This window comes from Clostridium sp., assembly GCF_051654825.1.
Taxonomy (GTDB): Bacteria; Bacillota; Clostridia; order Clostridiales; family Clostridiaceae; genus Clostridium.
Window position 1 is genome coordinate 41,711 of record NZ_JBOFYU010000100.1, and the last position, 14,507, is coordinate 56,217.

14 protein-coding genes and 1 riboswitch are annotated in these 14,507 nt (G+C 27.9%); of the genes, 10 read left to right on the forward strand and 4 right to left on the reverse strand.

Features of this window, described 5'->3' with window-relative positions; translation table 11 throughout:
* Positions 1-7: 7 nt before the first annotated feature.
* Positions 8-2,449 carry a heavy metal translocating P-type ATPase gene (locus ACRDBA_RS06280; RefSeq protein WP_438572076.1) on the forward strand — a complete coding sequence of 814 codons (2,442 nt, stop codon included), beginning with the start codon at positions 8-10 and terminating at the stop codon, positions 2,447-2,449.
* Positions 2,450-2,464: 15 nt separating this feature from the next.
* The gene (locus ACRDBA_RS06285; protein WP_438572077.1) at positions 2,465-2,674 is read left to right on the forward strand and encodes a heavy-metal-associated domain-containing protein; all 210 of its coding nucleotides are present in this window, start codon (positions 2,465-2,467) and stop codon (positions 2,672-2,674) included.
* Between the two features lie 43 nt (positions 2,675-2,717).
* Here the strand turns inward: ACRDBA_RS06285 and ACRDBA_RS06290 are convergent, their stop codons facing one another.
* Complete coding sequence (locus tag ACRDBA_RS06290) at positions 2,718-3,362, reverse strand: hypothetical protein (protein WP_438572078.1); 645 nt, start codon at positions 3,360-3,362, stop codon at positions 2,718-2,720.
* Between the two features lie 184 nt (positions 3,363-3,546).
* On the opposite strand from ACRDBA_RS06290, the gene ACRDBA_RS06295 reads away from it, so the two are divergent.
* Positions 3,547-4,302 carry a YdcF family protein gene (locus ACRDBA_RS06295; RefSeq protein WP_438572079.1) on the forward strand — a complete coding sequence of 252 codons (756 nt, stop codon included), beginning with the start codon at positions 3,547-3,549 and terminating at the stop codon, positions 4,300-4,302.
* A 21-nt stretch (positions 4,303-4,323) separates the two neighbouring features.
* On the opposite strand, the gene ade is transcribed toward ACRDBA_RS06295, so the two are convergent.
* Positions 4,324-6,060 (reverse strand): adenine deaminase, encoded by a 1,737-nt coding sequence (gene ade, locus ACRDBA_RS06300; RefSeq protein WP_438572080.1) that lies wholly within the window; start codon positions 6,058-6,060, stop codon positions 4,324-4,326.
* A gap of 28 nt (positions 6,061-6,088) precedes the next feature.
* Positions 6,089-6,190, reverse strand: a riboswitch (purine riboswitch).
* A gap of 108 nt (positions 6,191-6,298) precedes the next feature.
* Between ade and metA the strand changes: the two genes are divergently transcribed.
* Entirely contained in the window at positions 6,299-7,216 is a 918-nt protein-coding gene (gene metA / locus ACRDBA_RS06305) for a homoserine O-acetyltransferase MetA (RefSeq protein WP_438572081.1), read from the forward strand.
* Between the two features lie 114 nt (positions 7,217-7,330).
* Positions 7,331-7,864: an NAD-dependent dehydratase gene (locus ACRDBA_RS06310; protein WP_438572082.1), complete on the forward strand. Its 534-nt coding sequence runs from the start codon at positions 7,331-7,333 to the stop codon at positions 7,862-7,864.
* Positions 7,865-7,870: 6 nt separating this feature from the next.
* Here ACRDBA_RS06310 and ACRDBA_RS06315 read toward each other — a convergent pair whose 3' ends face one another.
* The gene (locus tag ACRDBA_RS06315; protein WP_438572083.1) at positions 7,871-9,379 is read right to left on the reverse strand and encodes a phytoene desaturase family protein; all 1,509 of its coding nucleotides are present in this window, start codon (positions 9,377-9,379) and stop codon (positions 7,871-7,873) included.
* A gap of 1 nt (position 9,380) precedes the next feature.
* Positions 9,381-10,022: an undecaprenyl diphosphate synthase family protein gene (locus ACRDBA_RS06320; protein ID WP_438572084.1), complete on the reverse strand. Its 642-nt coding sequence runs from the start codon at positions 10,020-10,022 to the stop codon at positions 9,381-9,383.
* A 199-nt stretch (positions 10,023-10,221) separates the two neighbouring features.
* On the opposite strand from ACRDBA_RS06320, the gene ACRDBA_RS06325 reads away from it, so the two are divergent.
* From ACRDBA_RS06325 to asrC, 5 genes are all read left to right on the forward strand, one after another.
* Positions 10,222-10,617, forward strand: coding sequence for a DUF2871 domain-containing protein (locus tag ACRDBA_RS06325; protein WP_438572085.1), 396 nt, complete (start codon positions 10,222-10,224; stop codon positions 10,615-10,617).
* A 120-nt stretch (positions 10,618-10,737) separates the two neighbouring features.
* Complete coding sequence (locus ACRDBA_RS06330; RefSeq protein ID WP_438572086.1) at positions 10,738-11,433, forward strand: Crp/Fnr family transcriptional regulator; 696 nt, start codon at positions 10,738-10,740, stop codon at positions 11,431-11,433.
* Between the two features lie 155 nt (positions 11,434-11,588).
* Complete coding sequence (gene asrA, locus ACRDBA_RS06335) at positions 11,589-12,593, forward strand: anaerobic sulfite reductase subunit AsrA (protein WP_438572087.1); 1,005 nt, start codon at positions 11,589-11,591, stop codon at positions 12,591-12,593.
* Positions 12,594-13,388: an anaerobic sulfite reductase subunit AsrB gene (asrB, locus tag ACRDBA_RS06340; RefSeq protein ID WP_438572088.1), complete on the forward strand. Its 795-nt coding sequence runs from the start codon at positions 12,594-12,596 to the stop codon at positions 13,386-13,388.
* A gap of 13 nt (positions 13,389-13,401) precedes the next feature.
* On the forward strand, positions 13,402-14,364 hold the full coding sequence (asrC, locus tag ACRDBA_RS06345) for a sulfite reductase subunit C (protein WP_438572089.1): 963 nt from the start codon (positions 13,402-13,404) through the stop codon (positions 14,362-14,364).
* Positions 14,365-14,507 lie beyond the last annotated feature (143 nt).

Genomic DNA, 14,507 nt, shown 5'->3' on the forward strand with positions numbered 1-14,507 from the left:
TCATAGGATGACAATTAGTAAATCATTTAAAATTGATGGTATGACTTGTTCAGCATGTGCAAATAGAGTTGAACGGGTAATGAAAAAGCTTGATGGTGTTGAAGAAGCAAATGTGAATTTTGCAACTGAAACATTAAGTATAAAGTTTGATGAAGAAAAAGTAAATACTGCCTTAATAGAAGAAAAGGTTGAAAAGTCAGGTTATAAAGTACGAAAAAATTTAAAAACACAAACATTTAAAGTAGAAGGAATGACTTGCTCAGCTTGTGCTAATAGAGTTGAAAAAGTAACTAAAAAGCTTCAGGGGATAGAGGTTTCAACAGTTAACTTTGCTACTGAAAAATTAACTGTAACAATGGATGAAGATGTAGTTACTTATGGGCAAATTAAAGCTGTAGTAGATAAAGCAGGCTATAAGTTAATAAAGGAAGAAGAAGTAAAAAAAGAAGAAAAAACTGTTAGTGAAAGTAAAAAGTTATTAAATAGATTTATTATTTCTTCAATATTTACAGTTCCTTTATTAATAATTAGTATGGGACATATGGTAGGATTACATCTTCCTAAGATTATTGATCCAATGATGAACCCTTTAAACTTTGCATTAATTCAATTAATTTTAACTATTCCTGTAATGATAGCAGGATATAAGTTCTATAAGGTTGGATTAAAGAATTTATTTAAATTAAGTCCTAATATGGATTCACTTATTTCTATTGGAACTTTAGCAGCATTTATTTATGGAGTATTTGCTATATATAAAATAAATATAGGTGAGCATGAATATGCAATGCATTTATACTTTGAATCAGCAGCAGTAATACTAGTATTAATTACATTAGGTAAATACTTAGAAGCAGTTTCAAAGGGAAAAACATCAGAAGCTATAAAAAAATTAATGGGATTAGCACCAAAAACAGCTACTATCATAAGAGATAACAAGGAACAAGTAGTTCAGTTAGATGAAGTGATAGTAGGAGATATTATTATAGTTAAGCCAGGTGAAAAGTTACCCGTTGATGGAGAAGTAGTAGATGGAAATACATCTATTGATGAATCAATGCTTACAGGAGAAAGTATTCCAGTTGAAAAGACTATTGGAAGTAAGGTAATTGGAGCAAGTATTAATAAAACAGGATTTATAAAATATAAGGCTACTAAAGTTGGGAAAGATACAGCCTTAGCACAAATTATAAAGCTAGTAGAAGATGCACAAGGAACAAAGGCACCAATTGCAAAAATGGCAGATATTATTTCAGCATATTTTGTTCCTATAGTAATTGTATTAGCTATCATATCATCTTTAGCTTGGTTAATTGCAGGAGAAGATGCGATATTTGCCTTAAGCATATTTATTGCTGTATTAGTAATAGCTTGTCCGTGTGCATTAGGATTAGCTACACCAACTGCTATAATGGTTGGAACAGGAAAAGGAGCAGAATATGGAGTTTTAATCAAAGGTGGAGAAGCCTTAGAAACTGCTCATAAAATAGAAACTATTGTATTTGATAAAACAGGAACAATTACAGAAGGAAAACCAAAGGTAACAGATGTAGTTACAAATGGAGCTTTAGAAGATGACATATTAGTTTTAGCGGCAAGTGCTGAAAAAGGTTCAGAGCATCCATTAGGAGAAGCAATAGTAAGAGCAGCAGAAGAAAAGAAGTTAAACTTTAAAGAAATAGAAAACTTCAATGCAATACCAGGTCATGGAATAGAGGTAAAAATAGAAGAAAATATAATTTTGCTTGGAAATAAAAAATTAATGGTAGAAAGAGATATTAATACAAGTATACTAGGTGAAAAAAGTGATAAATTAGCCGAAGAAGGAAAAACACCAATGTATGTTTCAATAAATGGAGAGTTAAAGGGAATAATAGCAGTAGCAGATACAGTAAAAGCAAGTAGTAAAAAAGCTATCCAAACACTTCATGATATGGGAATAAAGGTAGCAATGATTACAGGTGATAATAAAAAGACAGCTAATGCAATTGCAAAAGAAGTAGGAATAGATATTGTTTTAGCAGAAGTATTACCTGAAGATAAGGCTAATGAAGTTAAAAAGCTTCAAGGTGAAAATAAGAAGGTTGCAATGGTTGGTGATGGTATTAATGATGCACCTGCATTAGCACAAGCTGATATAGGAATAGCAATTGGATCAGGAACAGATGTAGCAATAGAATCAGCAGATATAGTTCTTATGAGAAGTGATTTAATGGATGTTTCAACAGCAATAAAGCTAAGTAAGGAAACTATAAAAAACATTAAGCAAAACTTATTCTGGGCATTTGGATATAACGTATTAGGAATACCAGTTGCAATGGGAGTACTTCATATATTTGGGGGGCCATTATTAAATCCTATGATAGCTGCAACAGCTATGAGCTTAAGTTCTGTATCAGTTTTATTAAATGCATTAAGGTTAAAAAGATTTAATCCAAATAAAAATTAATAGGAGGAGTTTAATATGAAAAAGAAAATATTAATAGAAGGAATGAGCTGTGGTCATTGTGTATCTCACGTAAAGGAAGCTTTAGAAGAATTAAGTGGAGTATCATCAATAGATGTTAGCTTAGAAGGAAAATATGCTTTAGTAGAAACTACTGAAAATAATGAAAAATTAACAGAAGCTATAGATGAAGCAGGATATGATGTTATAAAAATAGAAGATTTATAATAGAAAAACAAGGCAGTATTAATGTAAGCTGCCTTGTTTTTTATTAGTTAGTAAGCCAATCCCAAAATCTAATAGTTCCTCTAAATACTAGCTTTATTCCATTGGGAATAGTAGTAGCTTCTTTAATATCTAGTTGTTTTATTTCTTTAAAAGCCAATATTATATCTCCATTAGCCGAGTTTAAGTCAATTATAGAACTATCAATTGGCTTAGAAAATAATACTTCCCTTGGAATATCCAAAAATCCTACATTTCCTTTTTCATAGTGGAAAATTGCAGTTCCATTTTCAGCTCTGCATGTAAAAGTAAGCTTAGACTCAAGAGGAATATCCTTAATTTTATAATGGATATAAAAGTCGATAGTATTATCATTTATATCTACTTTTAAGCCAGTTACAATATCTTTTAGCTCTTGAACTTCGTTTATAGATAAAATAAATAAATCAGTTAGTTCCTCTTCAGAGAAAATTGTATCTGATTCTACAGAAACTTCTGAAAATGAAATATTAAAGTTACTAGGTAAAAATTTTTTAATTAATGTTTTATCATCTAAGATAACTTCCTTAGTAATAGGTGTTGTTGTAATCTTAGGAGAAAAGTAAAAATAATATACTCCAATAATTGAAACCACTAAAAGCAATATAATTAAAAATATACTACCTAGTATAATAAGAACTTTTTTGCTCATTTAATATCCGTCCTTTATTTAGATTAAATATGATAATTTCTATAAGAGTTTATTAAGAATGTGTTATATTATGGAAAATAAATTCTTATGTTGTTATTATTATACTATAAGTATTATTGAAAAGCTTGATTTGTATAATATAGCGTTAATTTATAACTATATTTAATTAAGGAGAGAGGTTGTTATGAAAATAAATAAAAAGTGGGATTTATATACGGGGATTTTTATATGTGCATATATTGTAATTTTAAATATACTAAGAGGAAAAATAAGCTTTAGTTTTCCTTTTATTATATTAGGAAGTCTATTAATAATTTATCATTTTACTAAGGATAAGTTAAAAGCTAATAAAATTACAAATAAATTATTAAAAGCAAGTAGAGTAATTATATCTGTATGTTTAGCTATTTTTATTATAGGGCAATGCTTTATTATTGGATATCCTAAATGGGATACTTCAAGAGCAGATTATGTTTTAGTCTTAGGTGCTGGAATAAATGGAACAAAAATAAGCACAACATTAAAGCAAAGATTAGATAGGGCTATAAAATATTTAAGCATAAATGATGTAAATATAATTGTATCAGGAGGTATGGGACCTGGTGAAGACATAACTGAAGCTGAAGCTATGAAAAGTTATTTAGTTAGCAAGGGTGTAAATGAAAGTAAAATTATAGTTGAAGATAAATCTACTAGTACAAGTGAAAACTTTAAATTTTCAAAAGATGTTATAGAAAAATATACCGGAGAAGATGTTAAGGATTTGAGCTTTAAAGTTGTAACTTCAGATTTCCATGCCTTTAGAAGCAGTATTCTCGCAAAGAGAAATGGATATGAAAATGTAAGCTTTTATACTAATATAACTATACCAACATTAATGCCTATAATGTATACAAGAGAATTTTTTGCATTAATAAAGTCTTATCTGTTTGACAGATAAGACTTTTATATTATGTATATTTTATTTTGCAATATCTATAAACTCAAATTTTGTAACATCAAATAATCCCTTATCAGTTATTTTTAATGTTGGAATAACTGGAAGTGATAAGAATGATAATGTTAAAAATGGATTGAAATTTATATTTGGTGCTGTTTTATTTATAGCATCATGAAGCTTATGTAAATCTTCAATTACTTCACTTGATTTACGAGAAGTTATTAAACCACCAATTTCAAGTTGAATAGAAGCTAGAACCTTTTTATTTTTAACTACTATAATTCCACCACTAATTTTCTTTAATTCTTCAATAGCAAAAAGCATATCTTCATCATTACATCCACAAACTATCATATTATGTGAATCATGGGCAATAGTAGTAGCTATAGCACCTTCTTTTAAGTTTAATCCCTTAATAACTCCAAGTCCGATATTACCACTTGCTTTATGTCGTTCAATAACAGATATTTTTAGTAAATCCTCATTTACATCAGCAGTAAATAAATCTTTATTAGATAAAGTCTTTATATCAATTTCTAAGTGATTACTTTCAAGTTTATTTGGAATTAATTCAATTACATTAAGAATGTTTTTATTCTTAATATCTATTTTGAAGCTATCTAAAGATAACTTAGGAAGATTAATGCTGTTTTTGCTTTCAATTTTTATATTATTAGCTTCAAGTTCAGTTAATAATTTATTTTCTTTAACTACTAGCTTACCGTTTTTATAAACTGAATTTATATTAAATGTATCTAATTGATCTAAAATAATAAAGTCAGCAATATATCCAGGGGCAATAGCTCCTTTATGCTTTATATTATAACATTCAGCTGTATTTAAAGTAGACATTTGAATTGCTGTTTCTGGTTTAAGACCATATTCTGTTGCCAATCTTATAGAATGATCTATACTACCATTAGCATATAAATCATCTATGTGTTTATCATCAGTACATAAGCAAACTCTTCTGCTATTTGCAATTGATGTAGCCTTTATAAGTTCTTTTAAGTTTTTAGCTACAGTTCCTTCTCTAATAAGTACATACATACCTCTTCTTAATCTATCTACAACTTCTTCAGCAGTATGACATTCGTGATCAGTAACTATATTTGCAGTTGCATAAGCATTTAACTTTGTAATATCAAAGCCAGCTCCATGACCATCAATAACTAAGCCCTTAGTTTTAGCATCCCATATTTTATCTATCATATTTTCTTCACAATTTAAAACAGCAGGGAAATTCATAACCTCAGCTAGTCCAAGAACTTTTGGATTAGAATATAAAGGACTTAAATCCTTACTTTCTAATACTGCACCAGAAGTTTCAAAAGATGTAGCAGGTACACAAGAGGAAAGCATAAAGTAAAAGTCAAATGGAATGTCTTTACTTAAATCAATCATTAAATTAATACCATCAGCTCCAAGAACATTTGCTATTTCATGAGGATCTGTGATAATTGAAGTTATTCCATGTAAAAGAGCAGCTTTGTAGTATTGGTTTGGGGTAGTTAGTGATGATTCAATGTGAGCGTGAGCATCTATAAGGCCTGGACAAATAAACTTTCCAGTTCCATCGATAACATCTTTACCATCATATTCGCCAATTCCAACTATATATCCATTTTTAATACCAACATCACCTATAAAAGAGTCGTTTTGAAATACATCTATAATAGTTATATTTTTAATAACTAAATCACATTTTTCTGCTTTAGTAGCAGCCTTAATTTGTTCAATAAATAATCTTTTGTTCATTTTAAATCCACCTTTTTTTAATTAAACCTTCGTGGATATTTATCTTCATAGTAATACTTTTTACGGTAGTATTGTAGAAACGCTTAAACCATATTATTAAGCATATACGAAGGTTATTGTTACTTATTATATGAGAGAAACTATATGCTGTCAAAGGGAAAATTTAGATAGTAGAAAAATGATATTTCCAATATAAAGAAAATATGATTTAATAATTATAGTAAGGAGGGGGTTAAACTTGCCGATAAGAATTCCACTTGAATTGCCAGCTTTTAAGGTATTATCAGAGGAAAATATATTTGTTATGAATATAGAAAGAGCTCAAACTCAAGATATAAGACCTTTAAAGATAGCAATATTAAATTTAATGCCTATAAAGATACAGGCAGAAAATCAATTGTTAAGATATTTATCTAATACGCCGCTTCAGGTAGAGGTAAAGCTAATTAAAACTAAAAGTTATACATCTCAAAATACACCTTTAGAGCATTTAGAAAAGTTTTATATTCACTTTGATGAAATAAAGGATGAAAAGTTTGATGGGTTGATAATTACAGGGGCACCTGTTGAACAATTAGATTTTGAAGAAGTGATATATTGGGAAGAACTAAAAGAAATTATGGAGTGGAGTAAAAAGAATGTTTTTTCAACACTACATATTTGTTGGGGAGCACAAGCAGCCTTATATCATCATTATAAGATACCAAAGTATAAATTAGATGATAAGATGTTTGGTGTATTTAAGCATTTAGTAAATATAAGAAATGATGATCTTACTAGGGGGTTAGATGATGTTTTTTATGCCCCACATTCAAGGCATACAGAAATAAAAAGAAAAGATATAGATAAAATAGATGAGCTAAATATATTATCAGAATCAGACCAAGCAGGAGTATTTATTGTAGCTTCTAAGGATAAAAGGCAGGTATTTATTACTGGTCATTTAGAATATGATAGAAATACGTTAAAGGATGAATATGTAAGAGATTTATCTAAAGGATTGGAAATTAAACTTCCTAAAAATTATTTTCCAAAGGATAATGCTGATTTAACTCCAATTGTAAAGTGGAGAGGAAGTGCAAATATTGTTTTTGGAAATTGGCTAAATTATTATGTATATCAAAATACACCTTTTAATATTAAAAGTATAAGATAAGTTAACAAATTGCCATTAATATATATTGTTTATTAAATTAAATAGTATTATTAATGGCAATTTTTACAACTTAGCAATATAATATATTAAAAATATTTTTAAGGAGATATTTTTATGCTTAAAAAGGTAGTTTTACTAGGTAGTGATGACTGGTTTCTTGTTTATTTTAGTAAATATCTAATTTTAAATGGTTCTGAAGTATATATAATTGTGAAAAAGGATGATGATGTTAAAGTTTTAGATAATATAGGTAATGGAGTTATAATAAATAGATATGATGGAAATATAGATCATTTAGCATTATTTTTTAAATCGATAGATGCTGATATAGTATATAACTTATCTTATATTAGCAAGGATAATAAAGAAGATGTACACCTTAATGAAATGATTTATAATAATTATTTATTTATATTAGATATTTTAGAAGCCCTTACAGAATCCAGTAAAACTAAATTTGTTAATTTAGTAGATAAAAAGGATTTAGATGAAAATGGAGTAGCTAATGATATTTATTCTGCCATAGGAAAATCCATGGAGACTATAATAAATCACTATGTAATTAAGAAAGAAATAAAGGCAGTTGAACTTGAGAGAAGTGGTGATACACATATAGATATGGAAAATTTAATTGAAAAAGCTAAATAGGGAGGTTTAATCCTCCCTATTTGAATTACTATCTTTTATTATTTCTTCAGCACAAATTTTACTTGATTTAATAACCATGGATACTCCATTGCCTGGGTGTATAGAGGCACCTGTAAAGTATAGATTATTTATATTATTAAACTTACATTGAGGTCTAAAATAATTAGTTTGTGTTAAAGTATGACTTAAACCAAAAGCTGTTCCAGCATAAGTATTATAATTCTTTAAAAAGTCTTTTGGAGTAGTATATGAAATATAGTCTATATTATTTTCTAAATCATCTAAACCATTAATTAATTTTATAGTATCTAATATAATTTTAGTTGATGCTTCTATAATTTTTTTATCCCATGTTATATTATTAAACTGAAGATTTGGAACTCTCATCATTATATTAATTGATTCACATCCACTTGGAGCCATACTACTATCTATTGAACTAGGACAATAGATATATAGTGGTGGAGCAGTTGGAATATTACCTTGAAAAGGAGCATTAATATTTTCTCTAAAGTTTTCTGGAATAAAAATGTTATGAACCTTTAAGTGAGGATATTTCTTTTTTATGCCTAAGTGAAGAATAAAGGTTGAGCAAGAATGCTTAAGCTTTTCTATGTTAGAAAATTTACCGTCTATATATTTACGTTCTATTAAATTAGAAACTGTATAAGAAAAGTCACTATTGCAAACAACGGTATCGAATAACATCTCTTTATTATTAATAACTACACCATAAGCTGAATTATCTTTTATTAATACTTTACTAACTTCTGAATTTAGATTTATTTTTCCTCCTAGTTCAACAATTAGCTTTTCAAGTGCTTTAATATATGAATACAATCCACCTTTAATATAGTAAAGTCCATATATTTCACTTACTGTAGGTATAAGATTATATATATTTGGACCTTCAAAGGGAGATATTCCTACATACATTGATTGAAAGAGTAAGTAATTTAATAATTTTTCATTGTTTATGTATGAGGTTAAATTAGAATAACAGTTACTTAAAGTATGGATTTTAAAGCCTTCTATTAATGTTTTGAAATTAAAGAAGTCAGTAAAATTTAAAAAGGGCTTATTTAAAAAGTATTCCTCTGCTAGTAAATACTTTTTATGTGAAGAGGATAAAAAGTTTAAATAACCATATCTATTTTTTAAGTCAGATAAAGTGATTTTATCTATTGTTTTATAGAGGCTTGATAGATTAGAGGAAAAATCATAAAAGCTTTTATCTGAATAATTTACTCTATATAAGGTATCTAATTGAATTAAATCAAAATAATTCTTATAATTTTTATTTGCATAATTAAAAACTTCTTTATAGTCTTTAGGTAACATCAAAATAGAAGCAGTTAAATCAAACTTATATCCTTTTTCATTTATTAAGTTAGTTTTACCACCTATATTATTATTTTTTTCAAATATAGTTACAGAATAGCCTTTAGAAAGAAGCCGAATAGCAGTACAAAGACCACCAATTCCAGCTCCTATAATAGCAATAGTATTTTTCATTTTAACCACCTAATGTTATATCTTGATTGTTGTACCAATTTAAAGCATCATAAAAATGTTCTTGTTTAAAATCAGGCCAAAAATCATCAACTACATAAAAATCTGAATAAACAGATTGAACAGGTAAAAAGCCACTTAATCTTCTACGGCCACCCCATCTAATTATCAAATCTATACGAGATATATCCATAGATTTTATATTACTAGTTATATTTTTTCTTGTAGAATCAGCTAATTTTAATAAATTTAAATCCCATTCCCAGCCATAGTTTACAAGGAAGTTTACCTTAATTCCACCTTTACCAAACTTTTGTCTTGTGGTGTAAGGTAGTAGCTCTTTAGGAAATACAGGTGATTCATGATTACCTATTACTAATAACTCTGAATCCTCGTTAGATAAAAGCTTTACTGCTTGAATACACGCATCTATAAATGCCTTTTTTTGTTCAGCTGGACGTTTTGTATTATCGGTAGTAAATCCGTAATATGTAATTTCTTCTACATTTTCTTTTTGACAAAGCTTAAATAGAAGGAGTCCGGGGTCGATTCCAAGGGAATACCCCTTATCTCTAGACATTCCTTTAGACTCAGCCCAACGTCTATTTCCATCTGGTATAATGCCGATATGTTTAGGTACTCTCATAAATAATTCTCCTTACTCATATATTTCTTTAATACAATAAAGTATTCCCTTTAGAAAATAAATAATACATAGATAGTTTTAAAATATGTGTTAATGATTGTTAAATAATATATTAAAAAGTTGTTGATTTATATTTTGAATGAATGTAAAATATAATAAGTATTATGAAATAAAAATTATTGTTTATAGAGGTGGAGAAATGAAAAAGTACGTTAATTTTGCTACATTTTATTTAATATTAGGATTAGTGGCAGGAGTATTTTATAGAGAGTTTACTAAATTTAGTGGATTTGAAGGTGTAACTGTTTTATCAGCAGTTCATACACATACATTAGTTTTAGGATTTTTATTCTTCCTAATTGTTTTATTATTAGAAAAGAACTTTGTTTTATCAAAGGTTAAGCATTTTGGAAAATGGATAGTATTTTATAATGTTTCATTAATATATGTTATAGGAGCTTTAGTAGCTAGAGGAGTTTTACAAGTAACGGGTGGAGAATTTGCTGGATTAAGCCACATAGCTGGACTTGGACATGCATTACTTGGAGCAGCTTTAATTTGGTTTGTAGTAATAATAAATAAAGCAGTAAAATAATATAAGTTTGTAAAAAATAGTAGCATGAAAGCTACTATTTTTTTTATTTATATAGAATATATACAAATTAAATAAATTGATATATATTAATATTAAAAAGAGGTAAAGTAGGAGATAAAAATGAAAACTCTACAAGTAGAGCAATTAGAAAAAATGGAGTTATTTAAAGATGTTTCAAAGAAAACTTTAGAAAATTTAGCTTCAATAGTTGATGTTAATTGCTATTTAAAGGGAAATCATATATTTAGAGATAAAGAAAAGGTAAATAAAATTTATATAGTTTATTCAGGAAAAGTGGCCTTATATAAATTAAATGAATCTGCACAGAAAAAAATAATATTTATCTTAGGAAAAAATAAAATTATTAATGCTGTAGTTTTAGATGATTTACCAGCATCTGTTAATTGTGAAGTGTTTGAAAATGCCGAAATACTTTCTTTTAATAAAGAAAAATTTATTGAATTAATGAAAGCTGATTTTGAATTAACTAAAATTGTTATTCAGTCATTATCAATAAAGGTTAGAAGACTTTATAGGCAATTAAAAAATTCAACACCAATAAAGGTAGAAAAAAGAGTAGCTGCAAAGCTATGGAAACTTTCTAAAGACTATGGGGTAGAAGTTAAGGAAGGAATATTAATTGATTTAAATATAAGTATTACATATTTAGCAGACATGTTTGGATTACCAAGAGAAACAATAAGTAGAGCAATTAAGGCTCTTAAAGAAGAAGGTTTAATCATAATGAAAAATAAGCAAATTATAATTGTTAATGCAAAAAAATTAGCTTATTTCTTTAAGGGAATATCGGATTGATAGATATAAATTTAACATAAAGATATGTAAGTGTTTAAAACTGTGATTATAGTCACAGTTTTTTTTTTAGCTTATATTTATAATAATCTTATAAAAGGTTGTTATTAAAATAACAATCATTAGAGATAAAGAAAGTAAACTAAGAGGTGTTTTAAATGGGATATAAGTTTAGCTTGGAAAATTTAAATAATGCGCTAAAAGAACTTTCAAAAGAGTATAAAATATATGCTCCTAAAGTTTTTGAAGGCAAAGGGACATTTTCAGATACAGATATAGTTAGATATGGTGAAATTTCAAGAATAGAAGAAATTGATTTTGAAAATAAATCACAATTTTCATACAAGGAAGTTTTATTACCAATTACTCAAACTTTATTTTTCTTTACTGAAGATAAAGTTAAAGAAGCAGAAGTAGAAGAAAAATCATTATTAATATTTTTAAGAAGCTGCGATATGCATTCTTTAAAAAGAATTGATGATATATATTTAAGAAATGGATTTGTAGATCCTTATTATAAAAAACTTAGAGATAAGGCTAAATTTATATTAATAGGATGTAATAAAAGTTTTGATAATTGTTTCTGCGTAAATATGGGAACAAACAAAACTAGTGAATATGATGCTTATATTAAAGTTGACAAGTCAGAGGCTTATTTAGATATAAAAGATATTTCGTTATTAGAATTATTAAAGGATAAGGCTAGTGAAGAAGCTACAGTAACTCCAGAGTTTGTAGAAGAAAATGAAGTTAAGGTTAATATTCCAGAAAACCTAGAGTTAAAAGTTATGGAATCTAAGGTTTGGAGAGAATATGATGCTAGATGTATAGCTTGTGGAAGATGTAACTTTGTTTGTCCGACGTGTACATGCTTTACTATGCAAGATATTTTCTATGAAAATCAGAAAGCTGGAGAAAGAAGAAGAATATGGGCATCATGTCAAGTTGATGGATATACAGATATGGCTGGTGGACATAGCTTTAGAAAAGCAAAGGGCGAAAGAATGAGATTTAAAGTCCTTCATAAAGTTTATGATTATAAAAAAAGATGGGGATATCACATGTGTGTTGGATGTGGAAGATGTGATGATATTTGCCCAGAATACATATCATTCTCAAGTTGTGTAAATAAATTAGAAAGTGCTATGAATGAGGTGAAGTAAATGATAACTAATGAATACATTCCATTTATATCAGAAATATTAGAAGTTATTAAGCATACAGAAATAGAATATACATTTAGAATGGCTTTTGAAGGTGATGTTAAGCCAGGACAATTCTTTGAAGTATCAATTCCTAAGTACGGAGAAGCTCCTATATCAGTAAGTGGAATTGGTGAAAACTATGTTGATTTAACTATAAGAAAAGTAGGTAAGGTAACTGGAGAAATATTTAATAACTATGTTGGCGATAAGCTATTCTTAAGAGGTCCTTACGGAAATGGATTTGATATAGAAAATTATAAAGACAAAGAATTAGTAGTTGTAGCAGGTGGAACAGGATTATCACCAGTTAAGGGAATAGTTGATTATTTTTCACAAAACCCAAGTGAATCTAAAGGATTTACATTAGTATCAGGATTTAAATCACCAGAAGATATATTATTTAAAGCTGATATGGAAGAATGGAAGAAAAACTTAAACTTTATCTTAACAGTTGATTCAGCTGAAGAAGGATATACAGGGAATGTTGGTCTTGTAACTAAATATGTTCCTGAATTAGAAATAAAAGATTTAGATACTGTACAAGTTGTTGTTGTTGGGCCTCCAATGATGATGAAATTTACTGTATTAGAATTTTTAAAGCTTGGAATAAAAGAAGAAAATATTTGGATTTCACAAGAAAGAAAAATGTGTTGTGGCTTAGGAAAGTGTGGTCACTGTAGAATAGATGATACGTATATATGTTTAGATGGACCTGTATTTAACTATACAAAAGGTAAGATGTTAATAGACTAGGAGGGAATTTACTATGGATATCAATACTAAAAAGCTTAAAAAGAATGCTTTTAGAGTTACAAAGAAAAGAGGTTTAACAGCTTCAAGAATAAGAGTTCCAGGTGGATTTTTAAATGCTGAATACCTAGGTCTTATTCAAGAAATAGCTGAAAAGTACGGAAATGGTTCAGTTCATTTAACTACTAGACAAGGATTTGAAATACCTGGAATAGATATGAAGGATTTAGAAAAGGTAAATACATTAATTCAACCTATAATAGAAGGTTTAGAAATTAATCAAGAAATACCTGGTAAGGGATATACTTCAGCAGGAACTAGAAATGTATCAGCTTGTATAGGAAATAATGTTTGTCCTTATGCAAATTATAATACAACTAATTTTGCTAAAAAGATTGAAAAAGCTATATTCCCAAATGATTTACATTTTAAAATAGCTTTAACAGGATGTCCTAATGATTGTATTAAAGCGAGAATGCATGATTTTGGAATTATTGGTATGACAGAACCACAATTTGATAAAGATAAATGTATTTCATGTGGTGCTTGTGTAAGAGCATGTAAGAAAAAATCAACAGAGGCGCTTCATGCAGAAAACTATAGACCAGTAAGAACTCATAGCAAATGTATAGGGTGTGGTGAATGTGTAATTAACTGCCCTACAGGAGCTTGGACTAGAAGTAAGGAAAAATATTATAGATTAGCTATTATGGGAAGAACGGGAAAGAAAAATCCAAGATTAGCTGAAGATTTTATAATATGGGTAGATGAAGAAAGTATTATAAAAATAATATTAAATACTTATAAATATGTTGAGCAATATATAGATAGAGGAGCTCCAGGTGGAAAAGAGCATGTTGGATATATAGTAGATAGAACAGGCTTTATGGAATTTAAGAAATGGGCTCTTGAAGGTGTTGAATTATCAGATAAGGCTATTCTTAAAGAAAATGTTTATTGGAGTGGAATAAGATACTAAGAGTAATAAAACTTATATGCAATTGCATATAAGTTTTTACTTATAGTAATTATGAATAAACCATATTGGACTAAATATTTTCATTGGTATAGTATATATTTATAAAGTACAATCAATGAAGAACTCTAAACCCTAAAACCCTA